Genomic DNA, 15,610 nt, shown 5'->3' on the forward strand with positions numbered 1-15,610 from the left:
GTAGCTGAGAACTTTTTCGGCATCCTAAAAACAGAAATGTACCATAACAAAAAGTTTAACAATGCTGATGAGCTGATTGAAGCAATCAAGGAATACATCGAGTATTACAACAACGATCGAATTAAGCAGAAACTAAAAGGCCTGAGTCCGATAGCGTATCGGAATCAGGCCTTGTAAAGCCGCTTAGAACAGAGTCCAACTTTATGGGGTCAGTTCATCATTATTTATCGCCTTTTTATTGGTTACTGTCCGGAATACACAATGCTGGTAATTTGAGTTGATCTTTCTAACCTAAGGAAATCAAGGTTATGACATTTTCGTCAATTTTTCTTGGATGCGATTTAAAATGCCTTGGGAGTCAAGCCCAACACGTTTTAGCATTGCGCTATGGCTGGCATGTTCTTCATATTGGTCTGGAAGACCAAGGTGCAATGTGGGTACCAGAATGTTATTAGCTAATAGAAATTCACTGATTGCAGATCCAGCGCCGCCCATAATGGCGTTTTCTTCCACCGTTACAATCAGTTTAGCGTCTTTATTTTCCAACAAGACTTGTTCGTCTAGGGGTTTCACAAAGCGCATATCTAATAACGTGGCGTCCAGTTTCTCGGCGGCTTGCAGAGCATCATAAGTAGGTCGACCAAAGCTGCAAATTACAATGCCTGAGTGACCTGTTCGTAAACGTCTAGATTTGCCTATTTCAAGGCTTGAAAGTGTTTTGTCTATGGTAACGCCTGGGCCATTACCACGAGGGTAACGGACGGCCGCTGGTCCTTGGTATAAATACCCTGTGTGTAACATTTTACGGCATTCGTCTTCGTCAGACGGTGCCATGACGATCATATTAGGGATGCAGCGTAAGTAACTTAAATCGTAAACGCCAGCATGGGTTGGACCATCTTCTCCGACTAAGCCTGCGCGATCGATGGCAAATAAAACATCAAGGTTTTGCAATGCTACGTCGTGAATTAACTGATCATAGCCACGCTGTAAGAAGGTTGAGTAAATAGCGACGACAGGTTTGATGCCATCACATGCCATGCCGGCAGCCAGTGTTACCGCATGTTGTTCTGCAATGGCCACATCAAAGTAACGATCCGGAAAGCGCTCAGCAAATTCAATAAGATCAGAACCTTCTTTCATAGCAGGTGTGATGGCCGCTAATTTGGTGTCTTGTTCAGCGGCATCGCATACCCATTGTCCAAAAATGTTGCAGTATTTGGGCTGTTTATTCTGTGGTTTAGCGGGTACTGGGTCAGGTTCAATTTTGTTAATGGCGTGATAGCCAATGGGGTCACCTTCTGCTGGTTCAAAGCCTTTGCCTTTTTTCGTGATGACATGAAGGAATTGAGGGCCTTCACGGTCTTTAAGGTTGGCAATGGTAGTGAGTAAGTGCTCAATATCATGACCATCAATTGGGCCAATGTAGTTGAAACCTAACTCTTCGAACATCATGCCAGGAGAGACCATGCCTTTCATGTGTTCTTCGGCTTTACGCGCCAATTCTAATGCAGAAGGCAGTCCCGAAAAGACTTTTTGACCACCTTTACGAATACTGTCATAGGTTTTACTTGCCCAAATTCTGGCAAAGTAACTCGACAAAGCACCAACCGGCTTGGAGATGGACATTTCATTATCATTAAGAATGACCAGCATATCGGCTTTGACGTGGCCGGCATGATTGAGAGCTTCAAAAGCCATACCAGCAGACATAGCACCATCACCAATTACAGCAACCGATTTACGGCCAGTATTAAACTGTCGTGCCGCCAGAGCCATACCCAGTGCGGCACCGATTGAGGTGCTTGAGTGTCCGACGCCAAAAGTATCAAATGGGCTTTCTTCACGTTTCGGGAAACCTGAAATGCCGTCTTCTTGGCGAATCTTTAGTAAGGCTTCTCGTCGTCCTGTGAGGATTTTATGCGGATAAGCTTGATGACCAACATCCCAAACAATGCGATCTTCTGGAGTGTTATAGATGTAGTGAAGGGCAACGGTTAATTCCACCACCCCCAATCCTGCGCCAAAGTGTCCACCCGTTTGACCGACACTGTATAGCATAAATTCTCGTAATTCGCGGACAAGGCTAGGCAGTTGCTCTTTATTAAAGGCGCGCAAGTCTTCAGGTGAATTGACTTGGTCTAGTAACGGCGTAACAGGTCGCGCTGTAGGTATCTCTTCAAACATGGGCACAGGTTTGGTCACATATTGTTAATCGAAAAAGGCGGATAAGTATATCAGTGGTTGCGACCAATAATATAGTTAGCAAGCTCAACTAATGGTTGTGCAGGGTCACCAAATGGCTTAATTGCCTCTAATGCTTGTTGGTGAAGTGTGTTTGCGAACTCTTGAGCACCTTTGAGGCCAAGTAGTTTAGGATAAGTCGGCTTATTTGCCGCTTCGTCAGAAAACTGGTTTTTACCAAGCGTATCTGTGTCACTGGTAATGTCAATAATGTCATCTTGTACTTGGAAGGCGAGCCCAATCGCACTGGCATAGCGATCGAGTAGTGCTAATTTATCATGGTCGAGCATCCCTACGCTGATGGCACCCATTCGCACACTGGCACGAATTAGCGCGCCGGTTTTGTGCTGATGCATTTGCTGGAGTGCTTGTTGGTCAATATCATGACCGACATTCGCCAAATCAATCATTTGTCCCGTTACCATGCCGTGTCGACCAGATGCATGAATAAGTTCTTGAATTAATTGAAGTTGCAAGCTAGCGTTGGTATGTTGTGATTGACTGAGTAGTTCGAAAGCAAATGTTTGCAGGGCGTCACCAGCGAGAATGGCGGTCGCTTCATTGTATTGAATGTGACAGGTGGGTTTGCCACGGCGTAAATCATCATCGTCCATCGCTGGCAAGTCATCATGAATGAGTGAATAGGCATGAATAGATTCGATGGCCGCTGCGCAAGCATCGGTGAGTTCGCCAATATCACTAAATAAGCTGGCCGTCGCATAGGTCAACATAGGGCGGACACGTTTGCCGCCATTGAAAAGGCTGTAGGCCATGGCCTCTTGAAGATGTTTAGCCGGCACATATTGGTCTAAATTTTGCGTGAGGTAATGATCAACTCGACGGCGGGAAAATTGTGAAAAATCGTCTAGGGTCACGAATTAGATTCCGGGTCAAAAGTTTCTAAATGCTCACCATCTTGCTTTTCAAGCAGTATCTGAACTTTTTGTTCAGCTTGGGTGAGAACGGATTGACATTCTTGACTTAGTTTAACACCTTTCTCGAAAGCTTTTAGCGCTTCTTCCAGAGAAAGCTGATTTGACTCAAGTTGAGCGACTAGGGTATCTAATTCGCCAAGGTTTTCTTCGAAGTGACGGACACTGTTTTTACGTGACATGTTAGTTACTCTTTATAAAACCTACGTTTTTTAACAGAAAAAAGCTTACTGTTCGAGTCAGAATTGATGAAAATTACAAAAATCATGCAAGAAGTTGCGATGATGGGTCAGTCTTTCGTATAGAATCACCAGATGTTTTAGTGAGAAAAACGCTTTTTGTTAGGAGACGTATGTGGATATCGCAACGTTAATAGGACTAGTTGGTTCTTTTTTAGTTGTTATTGCTGCCATTTTTGTTGGTGGCTCAGCAGGAATGTTTATCGATGTAGCATCCACCCTGATTGTATTGGTTGGTTCAACCTTTGTGGTGCTCATGCAATATCCACTTGCACAATTTCTCGGTGCGGGTAAGGTCGCGGCTAAGGCCTTTATGTTCAAAAGTGTCCCGTTAGATACCTTGATCGACGAAGTATATGGTTTAGCCGATGAAGCCCGAAAGGGAGGACTGCTGTCTTTAGAAGGTAAAGAAGTGAGTCATCCCTTTTTGTCTAAAGGCATTCAAATGCTGGTGGATGGCCATGATGGCAATGTGGTCAAAAGTCAGCTCAGTAAAGAAATGAATCAGTCTTATTACCGACACACCAAAGGGGCCAAAGTATTTAAGGCGTTTGGTGATGTGGGCCCCGCGATGGGGATGATTGGTACTTTGGTTGGTCTGGTTCAGATGTTGGCCAACATGGATGATCCTAAAGCCATTGGTCCTGCCATGGCGGTTGCTCTTCTAACCACTCTTTATGGCGCTATGCTAGCCAACATGGTGTGTTTACCGATTCAAGCTAAATTGATGACTCGTGCTGATGAAGAGTTGCTTTGTCAAAAAATGATTATGGATGCGCTGTTGGCGATTCAATCAGGGCAAAATCCACGTATTCTGGATGGTGCACTGAAAACCTACATTGCCGAAAGTAAGCGCGCTGAGCGCGAGTAAAATTAAAGTTGTTAGCGGATTATCCACATGAGTGATCAAGAAGAACAAGATTGCCCTGAATGCGAAGAAGGCCTGCCCGCCTACATGGGGACCTTTGCGGACTTAATGTCCTTGTTGATGTGTTTCTTCGTACTCTTGCTTTCGTTTGCTGAAATGGATGTCATTAAATTCAAGCAAATTGCCGGTTCATTAAAAGTGGCATTCGGTGTTCAGCGTGAAATTAAAGCCGATGCGATTCCGATGGGAACCTCGGTTATTGCACAAGAATTTAGTCCAGCGAAACCTGAGCCAACGCCAATTAATGAGGTTCGTCAAAAGGTCGATAGCACGCCTGAAAATACATTAGAAGTGCTTTGTAAGCCAGATACGGCGGAATTGAAAGAGCGTCAGGAGTCTGGTTCGCCATCCCCAGTCACGTTTGTCGATAAATCTCAAGCAGATATCGAGCGAGAAAAGAAAATTCAAGAGACAGAAGGCGATGCGCAACAGATTGCTTCCGTACTGAGAGAAGAGATCTCTAAGGGAACCGTTGAGATTGAAACCAAAGAAGAAACCATCACCATACGTATTAAAGACCAAGGATCGTTTGAGTCTGGTTCAGCAGAACTTAATTATGATTTCATTCCAGTCATTGATTTGATTCGTGATGTATTGGTGGGGATTCAAGGTACTATTTCTGTGGAAGGTCATACCGATAATTTGCCCATTCAAAGTCGGCAATTTCGTTCTAACTGGCAGTTGTCGGCGGCACGGGCGATTTCAGTGGCTGAAGAGCTTTTTTCTACAGGTCAGCTTAGCCAGAATCGTTTTTCTGTTACAGGTTTTGCGGATACGCGTCCTTTGGTGCCGAATGATTCTGCTTTCCATCGAGCAACAAACCGTCGTGTGGAAATTGTCATTAAACAGAATGATGTTCGCCCTCAAATGCGCGACACCATAGATGATATTCCAACGGATGGGGTGATTGAATTTGATCAAACCGTTTTAGATGATCTGGCACCAGATGAAATATTTTAATAAGTGGTGTTTCTAAAGGGAGCTTAAGCTCCCTTTTTTATTGTTTATTCGTTTGATAGTGCTGAGATTTTTGTGTTTTTTTGCTATGGTTTGCGCAAAGAAATTTGAGGAAGAAGACAAATGCGAGTAGCCGTCATTGGCGCCTCTGGGCGCATGGGTAAAAACTTAGTAATGGCCATTTCAGACATGCAAGGCGTGTCTCTTGGTGCTGCTATCCTAAAGCCTGGTAGCAGTTTATTAGGTGCGGATGCTGGTGAAATAGCCGGTATTGGTAAGTTAGGTGTGGCTGCGGTGGCCAGTTTAGCCGATTGTGTTAACGACTTCGATGTTTTGATCGACTTTACGACACCCGCTTTAACGCTTCAAAATGCGGCGTTTTGTGCACAACATGCGAAAGCCATCGTCGTCGGAACAACCGGTTTAAGTGACGATGAAAAAGCTCAGCTTGAAAGCTTTGCTAAGCAATCCCCTGTCGTTTTTGCGCCGAACATGAGTGTTGGTGTGAACCTAACCTTGAAATTGCTTGCGACAGCGGCTGAGATCTTGGGGGATGATTATGATGTTGAGATCGTCGAAGCACATCATCGCCATAAAGTGGATTCCCCTTCTGGAACGGCTTTGCGCATGGGCGAAGTGGTCGCGGACGCGTTGGGTCGAGACTTGAAAGAATGTGCCGTGTATGGGCGTGAAGGTCAGATTGGGCCAAGAACACAAAAAGAGATTGGTTTTGAAACCATTCGTGCGGGCGATGTGGTCGGTGAACACAGTGTTTGGTTTGCGACGGAAGGTGAGCGTATTGAGATTGTTCACAAAGCCAGCAGTCGAATGACCTTTGCAAAAGGCGCGGTACGAGCCGCAAGTTGGCTGGAAGGTAAGAGCGCTGGCATGTATGACATGCAAGATGTGTTGAATTTAAAGTAATCCAACTCTGTATTTAGCGTAAAAAAGCCATCTTGCTTGCAAGATGGCTTTTTTATTGTTTGAAATAATTCGACCGCTGACTACTGAGCGTCTGGAGAGTTGATCACTAACAATGGCGCAGCATCAAGAGATTCTGCATCCATCATCATGGCAATACGTTGCAACGAAGACAGTACTTGAGTCTGTTCCCAGCCTTCCAACGCATCAAATTCATTGATGAATTTTTCGTGTAATAAAGGCGGCGTTGTTTCAAGGACTTGCATGCCTAAATCGGTCAAGCGTGCATTGACTATGCGCTTGTCCTTCTGACCTCTGACACGTTCCACATATTTGCGGTCTTCTAAGCGATTCAGAATCGTTGTCACGGTCGCTTGGCTAAGAGAGACACTGTCTGAAATGCGTCGAACGGTAACATCGCCGAGTTCTTCAATAGAGCGTAAGACCATAATTTGAGGGATCGTTAGTCCACATGCTTTTACGACACGCTTAGATTGTAAATCCGTCGCGCGGATAATGCGTCTTAGGTGAACGAGAACATCGTGAAGGTGTTGTGGTGTCGACATAACAATTTCGGGCCCAGAAAAATTAGCGGATTATAGAGGGTTGGCAGTCCCAGTGAAAGCCAAGTTTAAATTTATTACAGCTCAAAGTATAGAAGTTGAGTTGGAATTGCGAAAGAAAAGAATTGTAATGGCAATGAGGGGCGAATTAAAAGGGCTATTTAAGCCCTTTTAATGCATCAAATGCGGCAATGGCTGCCAGTCTGGCTGGTTTATAATCAAGAACTGGCATTGGATACTGACATTCTTGTCTTTGCTGGGGAGTCGGGTTATGAATCGACTTATTGTCTAACGCGGCTAATTCTGGCACAAAGCGACGGATGAAATCACCATGCTTGTCATAGGTTTCGGACTGCCTTGTGGGATTGAATACTCTAAAGTAGGGGGCCGCATCACAACCGGTTGAAGCGCTCCATTGCCAGCCGCCATTATTGGCCGCAAATTCTCCATCGATCAACTTGCTCATAAAATACGCTTCCCCATGGCGCCAGTCAGCGAACATCAGCTTGCAGAAAAAGCTGGCGGTAATCATTCGCAAACGATTGTGCATCCAACCGGTTTGATTAAGTTGTCGCATGGCGGCATCGACAATTGGAAAGCCAGTTTGGCCTTGTTGCCAAGCGTCAATCTCGGCTTGACTGTGTCGCCAAATCAGAGCATTGGTTTCAGGTTTAAAAGGGAACCCTTTTGATAGTGCGGGAAAATGCATCATCAACTGGCGATAAAAGTCACGCCATGCAAGTTCTTTTAACCAGATGCTGTCTTGCCATGATTTGTCTTCCTGACTGCAAGTGTAATGGATCGCTTCTAGGCATTGTCTGGGGCCCAAAGCCCCAAGCGCCAAATAAGGCGATAAGGTGCTGGTTGCAGGCAGGGCCGGATAATCCCGATCCTCATTATAATGTCTTTCTTTATGATGACAGAATTGCCATAACCGTTGTCGAGCGATGGTTTGGTCGGCAGGCCACAGATCCTCCCTATATGGGGTATTTAGGTGAGCAGGTAAGGCAATGTCTGACAATGGACTGGACTGGGCAGACGGCGCGGGCAGTGGTGTAGGGTCTTGTTGGGATAACAGGGTGAGCCAGCGTTTGAAGTAAGGGGTGAAAACTTTAAAAGGGGTTTGCTGTTGGCTCAACACAGGGTTTGCCACCATGAGATCCGAGTCCTCAATATGGCAGACGATATCATTCTGGACTAAGAGTGAATGTACTGCTTGATCGCGTTTTCGTTCATCAATTGGTAGTTCTTCGTTAAACCAGAGGTGTTGAATCTGGTGTTGGGCGCAGACGTTATGAATTGCGGTGGGTAAAGAAGAAAATCGGTCTTCTATGATAAAATGAACGGGAATACCGAGCTCTGCAAGAGACTTGCAGAGCGTTTGCATTAATCCAAACCTTAGACCTGTTTTAGCATCTGATTCGTTGTGTTCTTGCCATTGCGCCTCGGTCACTGTTAACAGCACCGCAATAGGACCTTGTTGAGACGCATGGTAAAGAGCAGGGTTATCTTCCCATCTCAAATCATTTCGAAGCCATACTAGGTGTTCAATTTTCATATTTTGTGTGGCTCTCTTTTAGACGGTGTTACGAATCCCAAGCGGACTTGGATAAGGAGTGAAGTAACTCTGCTGCTTGATGTATTCACTGCCATGGTGTTTTAAGTAGTGATGCAGCAATGTCATTGGTGTGACTAAATTCACTTCGCCTCGTCGATATTGTTCTACGACATCCAGAATGTCTTTGCGTATTGAAACGTCGACCGCATTCTTCAAATATCCCACTAAGTGCATTAGGACATTGCAATGATTCTTGCGCTTTGCAGGCTTGGATAGGCAAGTCATGAGTATTTTGAAATACGCTTCTTTTAACGTTTTGGTTGGTCTTGGGTCGTTACCTGACAGCAGTCTACCTAGCTCACGGTAGATAGGCTGAGAATGCGCCATAACAAGATATTTATAACGACTGTGAAACTCTATTAAGTCTTTCATTTTAGGTTCTTCTGGAACGCTATGACGAAAATCATGATGCGTGAAGACACGCAGCAAGAAGTTTTCCCTTAGGTTCGGATCATTTAAGCGACCATCTTCTTCTACTGGCAGTAATGGGTAGCGTTCCATTAATGCCTTGGTGAACAGGCCGGCGGTACGTTGCATGTGCGGATGCCCGTTTTCCTGATACACCTTAATTCGCTCCATACCGCAGCTAGGTGAGTTCTTCATCACAATATAACCATCTAGATGCGCTAAGGTATCAAGATAGTCAGCACTCCCTGAACGGAATCGATCGGTTAAATCTTCCCCAGTTTTCTTGGTAAAGGTCATGATTGGATCGTTTGGATCCCCTTCTAAGCGCAAGGTTGGTCGTGGTGTTCCGAAGCCTGCCGCGATTTCTGGACAGAATTTTTGATAATCGAAGTAATTGCTCAACACATTGTCGCAGTAATTTGAGTGGCTATGGCCGCCATTGAAGCGAACATTGTCCCCAAGTAGGCAAGCACTAATACCCACTGGAATTTTATGCTCTAACTGGTCTGGAGTGTATTTTGAATGAGGCATGTTTATCTCCTTAAAGCTCTGTTTGTAGGCTTGCTGGGTTATTTATGATCCAATCCGTTAGTGTCAATGCACTGATAAGAGCACCTTCTGCGTCTCCTTGACACAACCAATCTGCAGCTAGACCCACTTGATGTTCGGGGGCCCAAGCGTAAGTTTTGTTACCACGGTTTTCAGTGTAACGACTAAAAAACCAGCGATGGGGATCACCATGTTGTCGTACCCTTTGTTCGGTGTGTTCAGCAAACGCCTGTTGAAGCGCTTGCGCTACCCATTGCTTGTCTTGATCAAGGTGTTGAGCCGTCCACTCAGGCGAAGCTTGAATGACCCAACGATCAACTTCTGCGCCTTCTCTACCCGGTTTGTAGTTGTCTTTAATCATGCGTTGGATGGGCGAATCTTTCAGCTCAATGATGGCTTTTAAGTCGCTTGGTTGAGTTTCTAACCACATTGCCCACTGCGATTGATATTGTTTGCAGGCTTGATTCGCTCTCAGCAGTAAAACGGCGAGATCAGAATGTGTTGCTAATAGCATGGCCGCTTGATGAGCTGGGGTGGCAATGATGACCTTAGTGGCTTTAACACAGGCTTGATATTGATCATTTCGTAATAACCAGATCAACTGGCCATCTGCGTCAGTGAAGCGATCCATTTGTAGTACTTTGGTTGAGGTGATGAATGGGACTTGATCAAGCCAGTGGCGAGTAAGGCTGCTCATTCTTGGTGTGCCCACAAAGCCAGGTATTTGTTTGCTGCTTATTTGTTTCCACTGTGCTGCAACACCATTTTTAACTAAGTTTTTAAACAGGGCTTTTGTTTCTGGGTGACTGGCAAAAATGTACGGCGCGCCTAATTCACAACTGCTGGTGTCACTAATTCGTTTACTGCCTGCACGACCACCGGAACCACGGCTTTTATCAATCACACAAACGGAGAGTCCTGCAGAAGACAACTGTTTTGCACACAAGCTACCAGCCAGTCCTGCACCAATAATGGCCACATCGAAGGTTGGAATGTCTTGTTGTTTCGCGGTTGAAGTCGTCATGTTTTTTTGCCTCTGCAAATTGCTTTCTTATACAATATATAACTTTGTACAAGAAAATCAACAAACTTGTACAAAAAAATATTTGTATAGTTTTTATGGGTGTTTTAAGTTTAGACCACTATGGTTAGATTGCCTCAGGGAAGTGCTAGGAAATCGGAATAAAGACAGTAATGAATGATTGGAAACAGCTATGAAAGACGCAAAACAAGACTTTTCTGAAAAACAGCAACAAGACAATGAGTTGGCAGCGGTGTCTGCCACTAACTTATTCCCAATTCGAGAGTTGTCCCTAAAAACCGGGGTGAACTCTGTTACCTTGCGAGCTTGGGAAAGACGGTACGGTTTATTGAAGCCAAAACGCACGGGGAAAGGTCATCGACTCTATGATCAGGCCGATGTCGTGCGAGTTGAGGCCATTATGAAGTGGATTCAGCAAGGCGTAGCGGTGAGTAAAGTACGAGCATTGCTTGATCAGTCTAATGAGCAAGAGAGTATGGCCGTTGGTGTCCAGTCAGACAACGAATGGCAGCAATGGCGTGAGGATTTAGTCGCGGCAGCAAATCAATATCAAGAAAGTAAGATAGAGCAACTTTATCAACAAATTTTTTCTCAATATCCAGCTGAAATCGCGGTGCGAGACTGGCTAATGCCAAGTTTGGAAATGATTCCTAAGGGAGCGGAGTTGGCCTTTACAGAATCCGTCTTATTGGCGTGTTTGAGTAATCGGATAAGCAGTATGAAAGTACAACAAAAAGCCGCTGATAAAGAAGTGTTGATTACAGGCTTGTCTTGTCAGCGATTATTGTCTGCTTATGTCGCCGCTGCCATGTTGTTAGATAAAGGCGTTCGTTGTCAGTTAATCATGACGCCACAGCATTACGAAGATTGGCGCGCATTAGTTCAGCACTTAAAAGTGGATGCGGTGCTGGCGTTTTGTGAAAACGAATTGGCCAATCGAGTCGAGGATGTATTAGATAATATGCTCGAATGGCAGACGACAACGGTGGCTGTCGGGGCCAGTTTTTGGTTGGCGGCGAATGACTTATCAAAAATCAAAGTCGGCCAAGTGAGTGTGATGTCTGACAGTGTAGAGGGGATAAAGGCTTGTATTGATGAGCTAAATAGATAGTTACTGGATAGCAATCAAAAAAACTATCAGCCTTATCTATATTATAAATTTTAACAATATTTAATTCTTCTCTAATATCAATATTAAATAAAGAGGGGGATAAAATATGACTAAAACAATCACTTTTGCGGTAATGCACTTTTCCATTGCGTTTGCTGTGGCGTATTTAATTACTGGAAGCTTTTTGGTGGGAGGCTTGGTGGCGATTGTTGAGCCTGCAATTAATACCGTTGCTTTTTACTTTCATGAAAAAATTTGGATTAAGTTATCCAAATCGGATGCCACAATGGAGATGAAAGAATCCATTCGAAACGCTGGTGAAAGTTATGCACTACGTTCCATTTAGATGCCATTTTTTAAGCATAAAAAATGCCGCTGTCTTTTCAGATCAGCGGCATTTTTTTGATCAAGCGACCTGCTTAGCTAAGCGGGTTGATCAAGAAGTATAGAACGATGGCAACAGCAATGGGTGCTGTAAACTTCATAGAGATGTTCCAAAGTTTGAAAACCCCATCAGAAAGTTGCAATTCATCCTGTGCAAATTTGTCTTTAACAACCCAACCAGCAAACAGTGAAATCAAGATACCACCAAGAGGTAGCATGATGTTAGCTGTGATGTAATCTAGGAAGTCAAAGGTGTTTTTGCCGAAGAAAGTGACATCAGACAGGAAGTTGAATGAACCTAGGCAAGCAATACCCAAGCCCCAAACGACGATACCTAGTCCGATAGCGGCGGTTAGGCGCTTCAGTTTGAATTTCTCTACCAAGAAAGCCACGGTTGGCTCTAGTAATGAGATAGCGGATGTCCAAGCAGCCACACCAACCAATACAAAGAACAACGTACCGAACAACTGACCAAATGGCATTTGACCAAAAGCAACAGGCAAAGAAATAAACATCAAGCCTGGGCCCGCACCTGGGTCCATGTTATTTGCAAAAATGATTGGGAAGATTGCAAGACCGGCAACCAAGGCTACCAAAGTATCCAAAGCACCGATGGTCAAAACAGTTTTGCCAATTGACGCTTTTTGTGTCATGTAAGAACCGTAGGCCATGATGGTACCCATACCCAAAGATAGGGTGAAGAATGAGTGACCTAGTGCGATCAGAGCTGAGTTCCAAGTCAAGGCGCTGAAATCGAAGTGGAACATGAAGTTCCAGCCGTCACCGAAGCTGCCAGTTGTCATTGCGTAACCAAGCAGGATAAGCAGTAGAACAAACAGAGCAGGCATCATGATGCGTGTTACGGTTTCGATACCTTTGTTGACACCTGCAGCAACCACTACCACAGTCATGATGCTGAACAGAGTGTGCCACAACAACAAGGTTGTCGGATCTTCAAGTAAGCCACCAAACGCTGCACCAGCTTGTTCAGATGTCACACCCAGCATTTCGCCTGTTAGCATGATTTTGATGTAATGCAGTACCCAGCCACCCACGACAGAGTAGAAAGAGAAGATCAAAACGCCAGACAACATGCCCATTAAGCCAATGATGCTCCAAGACTTAGAGCCAGCAGATTCGTCTGCTAGGTCTGTCAGTGCATTAATTGGGTTTTTACGAGCGCGACGACCGATAAACACTTCGGCCATCATAATTGGAATACCTACTAATAAAATACAAGCTAGGTAAACCAGTACGAAGGCGCCACCACCGTTTTCGCCAGTGATGTAAGGGAATTTCCAAATGTTACCCAGACCTACAGCTGAGCCTGTTGCCGCTAGAATGAAAATCCATCGGCTAGCCCAAGAGCCTTGGATTGATGTTTTATTATTCATATTTATCTCTAGTTAGTTGAAACCGTAAAACGAGATCGAAGTGAAGACTTTAAGAGCCTTGGTAAGTGCGTGTTTTGACTTAGGTGGCGTCTTATTAATCATGCTTATCTTCGATTAGGGGGCGGATTTTCCGAATTTTAGTACCTATTTGCAACATAAAATGCGCTTTTCTTGTCACTTTGTTTATTTTTTGTCCCTTTATTGTGCGCCATGGCGTTTTTCTCTGGGTGCTTAAAAAGTATAGATAATTAGACATCTAATTATCTATAGACTATAAAATCATTCTATGTATAATGTTTAGACATCAAATCAATTCCCTTAAAAACACAATAAAAGCCGTTTTTCATGGCTTTTAAGATTTTTTACGTCTAATTTTTAGGGATTGATTATGGCAATTAATTTGATGTCAAAATAAATGGAGAAGGGTTATGTCAATCAATAAGATTGTGTTCAAAAAGCCTGTGCCAGAAGATGGTGCAAACTTATATGATCTGGTCAAAAAATGCCCACCTTTGGACGGCAACTCAGTTTATTGCAACCTTCTACAAACATCGCATTTTGCAGAGACCTGTGTTGCGGCAAAGCGTAATGACTCTCAAGAGTTGGTTGGCTTCGTGTCAGGGTATGTCTTACCGAATGACCCGAGTACCTTATTTATTTGGCAAGTGGCGGTCAGTGAATCAGCTCGTGGGGAAGGTTTAGCGAAAAAAATGATCGTGAACTTATTAACGCGAGAGTCTTGTTCTGACGTCAAATTTATCCATACGACCATTACTAAATCGAATCAAGCTTCTTGGGCACTATTTAGAAGCTTATCTAAACAACTGGAGACCGATTTAAAAGAGTCGATCCAGTTTGATCAAGAGTTGCATTTTAACGGTCAACATGACACCGAATTTTTGGTTGAGATTGGTCCAATGCGTCGCTGATTTAGCGACCCTGCACACTGTTTATATTTTGAAGAAAAAGGAAGCTTACTATGAAAATTTTTGATGAGATTGAATCCGAAGTACAGTCCTACGCTCGTTCATTTCCACGTGTATTTCATCGTGCACTAGGGGCTCACTTATTTGATCAGGAAGGCAATAAGTATTTAGACTTTCTGGCGGGCGCTGGCACATTGAATTATGGCCACAACAATCCGATTTTTAAGAAGAAGCTCGTTGAGTACATCCTAGAAGATGGCATTACTCATGGTCTTGATATGCACACTAAAGCGAAAGGTGAGTTTTTACAAAGCTTCAAAGAGCATATTTTGGAGCCTCGTGGTTTAGAGTATGTCATGCAGTTCACCGGCCCAACTGGAACCAACGCTGTCGAAGCGGCTTTGAAGCTAGCGCGAAATGTGACGGGGCGCGAAAACATTGTGAGTTTCACCAACGGTTTTCATGGTTGTAGTTTAGGAGCGTTATCCGTTACGGGTAATTCCCATCACCGCGGTGCCGCAGGGACCAACCTTGGCGCAGGGGTGTCAACGGTTCCTTTTGATGGTTACTTGGGAGAAGGCATTGAAACGACGGAATACTTAGACAAAGTCTTTTCTGATTCCAGTAGCGGTGTGGATATTCCGGCCGCTGTAATTGTTGAAACGGTTCAGGGGGAAGGTGGGATTAATGCCGCGAGCTTTACTTGGCTGCAAAATCTAGAAGCCGTGTGTAAAAAACACGATGTGTTGTTAATCATCGATGATATCCAAGCCGGTTGCGGTCGTACTGGTACCTTCTTTAGTTTTGAAGATGCCGGTATTAAGCCTGATATTGTGACTATGTCAAAATCCTTGAGCGGTTATGGTTTGCCATTTGCCGTGGTATTGATGCGCCCAGAATTGGATGAATGGAAGCCGGGGGAACATAACGGAACATTTCGTGGTAACAATTTGGCCTTTGTGACGGCAAAAGAAGCCATTGAAACCTATTGGAAAGATGATGCCTTTGAAAAAGAAATCAAACGTAAAGGTGAGTACATCCATCAACGTACACAAGCCATTGTGAATGAGTTCGGAGAAGGTAACTTCACCTTGCATGGTCGAGGCATGATGCGTGGTATTAACTGTGTGAGTGGCGAGCTAGCCAGCAAAATTACCAAGAAATGCTTCCAGCATGGCTTGATGATTGAAACATCCGGTGCGGACGATCAGGTGGTTAAGTTTTTATGTCCGTTGATCATCAGTGATCAAGATCTAAAAGAAGGCATTGATATTCTTGAAAAATCCATTCGCGAGATTTGTGCGAAAGAAGAGGATATGCCAGAAGCCAAAAGCTATTTTGATGAAAATTACGATATTGCCGTATAAGTCGTGATGTGACTTATTGCATTGCTA

Annotated in this window: 16 protein-coding genes; 8 read left to right on the plus strand and 8 right to left on the minus strand. The window is 44.3% G+C overall.

All coding sequences use genetic code 11. From position 1 onward, the window contains the following. Window positions 1–177 (plus strand): IS3 family transposase (locus tag OA79_RS17405; protein WP_156486236.1); only part of this gene is annotated, 177 nt, incomplete at its 5' end. A gap of 129 nt (window positions 178–306) precedes the next feature. Here OA79_RS17405 and dxs read toward each other — a convergent pair. From dxs to OA79_RS17420, 3 genes are read right to left on the minus strand one after another with little or no spacing between them, the layout of a single operon-like run. Beyond that, window positions 307–2,187, minus strand: coding sequence for a 1-deoxy-D-xylulose-5-phosphate synthase (gene dxs, locus OA79_RS17410; RefSeq protein WP_063334490.1), 1,881 nt, complete (start codon window positions 2,185–2,187; stop codon window positions 307–309). A 50-nt stretch (window positions 2,188–2,237) separates the two neighbouring features. Beyond that, a complete protein-coding gene (locus tag OA79_RS17415) occupies window positions 2,238–3,119 on the minus strand; it encodes a polyprenyl synthetase family protein (RefSeq protein WP_063334491.1) in 882 nt (293 codons plus the stop codon). Next, window positions 3,116–3,358, minus strand: coding sequence for an exodeoxyribonuclease VII small subunit (locus tag OA79_RS17420; RefSeq protein WP_063334492.1), 243 nt, complete (start codon window positions 3,356–3,358; stop codon window positions 3,116–3,118). Before OA79_RS17420 ends, OA79_RS17415 begins: the two co-directional genes overlap by 4 nt. A gap of 172 nt (window positions 3,359–3,530) precedes the next feature. Here OA79_RS17420 and pomA point away from each other — a divergent pair, with 172 nt between their 5' ends. The 3 genes from pomA to dapB all read left to right on the plus strand — a co-directional run bounded on the left by pomA (window position 3,531) and on the right by dapB (window position 6,224). Next, a complete protein-coding gene (gene pomA / locus OA79_RS17425) occupies window positions 3,531–4,286 on the plus strand; it encodes a flagellar motor protein PomA (RefSeq protein ID WP_063334493.1) in 756 nt (251 codons plus the stop codon). A 27-nt stretch (window positions 4,287–4,313) separates the two neighbouring features. Next, the gene (locus OA79_RS17430; RefSeq protein WP_063334494.1) at window positions 4,314–5,303 is read left to right on the plus strand and encodes a flagellar motor protein MotB; all 990 of its coding nucleotides are present in this window, start codon (window positions 4,314–4,316) and stop codon (window positions 5,301–5,303) included. A gap of 120 nt (window positions 5,304–5,423) precedes the next feature. Beyond that, window positions 5,424–6,224 (plus strand): 4-hydroxy-tetrahydrodipicolinate reductase, encoded by an 801-nt coding sequence (dapB, locus tag OA79_RS17435; RefSeq protein ID WP_063334495.1) that lies wholly within the window; start codon window positions 5,424–5,426, stop codon window positions 6,222–6,224. 80 nt (window positions 6,225–6,304) lie between these two features. Here the strand turns inward: dapB and OA79_RS17440 are convergent, their stop codons facing one another. The 4 genes from OA79_RS17440 to OA79_RS17455 form a co-directional block, all read right to left on the minus strand. Beyond that, window positions 6,305–6,787, minus strand: a complete 483-nt coding sequence (locus tag OA79_RS17440) for a MarR family winged helix-turn-helix transcriptional regulator (RefSeq protein WP_063334496.1) — start codon at window positions 6,785–6,787, stop codon at window positions 6,305–6,307. A gap of 154 nt (window positions 6,788–6,941) precedes the next feature. Beyond that, window positions 6,942–8,342, minus strand: coding sequence for a deoxyribodipyrimidine photo-lyase (gene phrB / locus OA79_RS17445; protein WP_063334497.1), 1,401 nt, complete (start codon window positions 8,340–8,342; stop codon window positions 6,942–6,944). Between the two features lie 18 nt (window positions 8,343–8,360). After that, the gene (locus OA79_RS17450; RefSeq protein WP_063334498.1) at window positions 8,361–9,341 is read right to left on the minus strand and encodes a YbgA family protein; all 981 of its coding nucleotides are present in this window, start codon (window positions 9,339–9,341) and stop codon (window positions 8,361–8,363) included. Window positions 9,342–9,351: 10 nt separating this feature from the next. After that, on the minus strand, window positions 9,352–10,383 hold the full coding sequence (locus OA79_RS17455; RefSeq protein WP_063334499.1) for an NAD(P)/FAD-dependent oxidoreductase: 1,032 nt from the start codon (window positions 10,381–10,383) through the stop codon (window positions 9,352–9,354). Window positions 10,384–10,573: 190 nt separating this feature from the next. Here OA79_RS17455 and OA79_RS17460 point away from each other — a divergent pair, with 190 nt between their 5' ends. Beyond that, window positions 10,574–11,512, plus strand: a complete 939-nt coding sequence (locus OA79_RS17460) for a MerR family transcriptional regulator (RefSeq protein ID WP_063334500.1) — start codon at window positions 10,574–10,576, stop codon at window positions 11,510–11,512. Window positions 11,513–11,618: 106 nt separating this feature from the next. Next, window positions 11,619–11,858, plus strand: coding sequence for a DUF2061 domain-containing protein (locus OA79_RS17465; RefSeq protein ID WP_063334501.1), 240 nt, complete (start codon window positions 11,619–11,621; stop codon window positions 11,856–11,858). A gap of 73 nt (window positions 11,859–11,931) precedes the next feature. On the opposite strand, the gene OA79_RS17470 is transcribed toward OA79_RS17465, so the two are convergent. Then, window positions 11,932–13,290 (minus strand): sodium-dependent transporter, encoded by a 1,359-nt coding sequence (locus OA79_RS17470; protein WP_063334502.1) that lies wholly within the window; start codon window positions 13,288–13,290, stop codon window positions 11,932–11,934. A gap of 428 nt (window positions 13,291–13,718) precedes the next feature. Here OA79_RS17470 and ectA point away from each other — a divergent pair, with 428 nt between their 5' ends. Both ectA and ectB read left to right on the plus strand, forming a co-directional pair. Next, window positions 13,719–14,219 (plus strand): diaminobutyrate acetyltransferase, encoded by a 501-nt coding sequence (gene ectA, locus OA79_RS17475; protein WP_063334503.1) that lies wholly within the window; start codon window positions 13,719–13,721, stop codon window positions 14,217–14,219. 50 nt (window positions 14,220–14,269) lie between these two features. After that, window positions 14,270–15,583: a diaminobutyrate--2-oxoglutarate transaminase gene (gene ectB / locus OA79_RS17480; RefSeq protein WP_063334504.1), complete on the plus strand. Its 1,314-nt coding sequence runs from the start codon at window positions 14,270–14,272 to the stop codon at window positions 15,581–15,583. Window positions 15,584–15,610: the final 27 nt, after the last annotated feature.

This window comes from Marinomonas sp. TW1 (genome assembly GCF_001625355.1).
GTDB lineage: Bacteria > Pseudomonadota > Gammaproteobacteria > Pseudomonadales > Marinomonadaceae > Marinomonas.

Coding starts and splice junctions, on each gene's coding strand:
- OA79_RS17465 (WP_063334501.1), top strand. CDS start 11,619: ATGACTAAAACAATCACTTTTGCGGTAATGCACTTTTCCATTGCGTTT.
- OA79_RS17460 (WP_063334500.1), top strand. CDS start 10,574: ATGAAAGACGCAAAACAAGACTTTTCTGAAAAACAGCAACAAGACAAT.
- OA79_RS17440 (WP_063334496.1), bottom strand. CDS start 6,787: ATGTCGACACCACAACACCTTCACGATGTTCTCGTTCACCTAAGACGC.
- dapB (WP_063334495.1), top strand. CDS start 5,424: ATGCGAGTAGCCGTCATTGGCGCCTCTGGGCGCATGGGTAAAAACTTA.
- OA79_RS17450 (WP_063334498.1), bottom strand. CDS start 9,341: ATGCCTCATTCAAAATACACTCCAGACCAGTTAGAGCATAAAATTCCA.
- OA79_RS17430 (WP_063334494.1), top strand. CDS start 4,314: ATGAGTGATCAAGAAGAACAAGATTGCCCTGAATGCGAAGAAGGCCTG.
- phrB (WP_063334497.1), bottom strand. CDS start 8,342: ATGAAAATTGAACACCTAGTATGGCTTCGAAATGATTTGAGATGGGAA.
- ectB (WP_063334504.1), top strand. CDS start 14,270: ATGAAAATTTTTGATGAGATTGAATCCGAAGTACAGTCCTACGCTCGT.
- OA79_RS17470 (WP_063334502.1), bottom strand. CDS start 13,290: ATGAATAATAAAACATCAATCCAAGGCTCTTGGGCTAGCCGATGGATT.
- OA79_RS17455 (WP_063334499.1), bottom strand. CDS start 10,383: ATGACGACTTCAACCGCGAAACAACAAGACATTCCAACCTTCGATGTG.
- ectA (WP_063334503.1), top strand. CDS start 13,719: ATGTCAATCAATAAGATTGTGTTCAAAAAGCCTGTGCCAGAAGATGGT.
- dxs (WP_063334490.1), bottom strand. CDS start 2,187: ATGTTTGAAGAGATACCTACAGCGCGACCTGTTACGCCGTTACTAGAC.
- OA79_RS17420 (WP_063334492.1), bottom strand. CDS start 3,358: ATGTCACGTAAAAACAGTGTCCGTCACTTCGAAGAAAACCTTGGCGAA.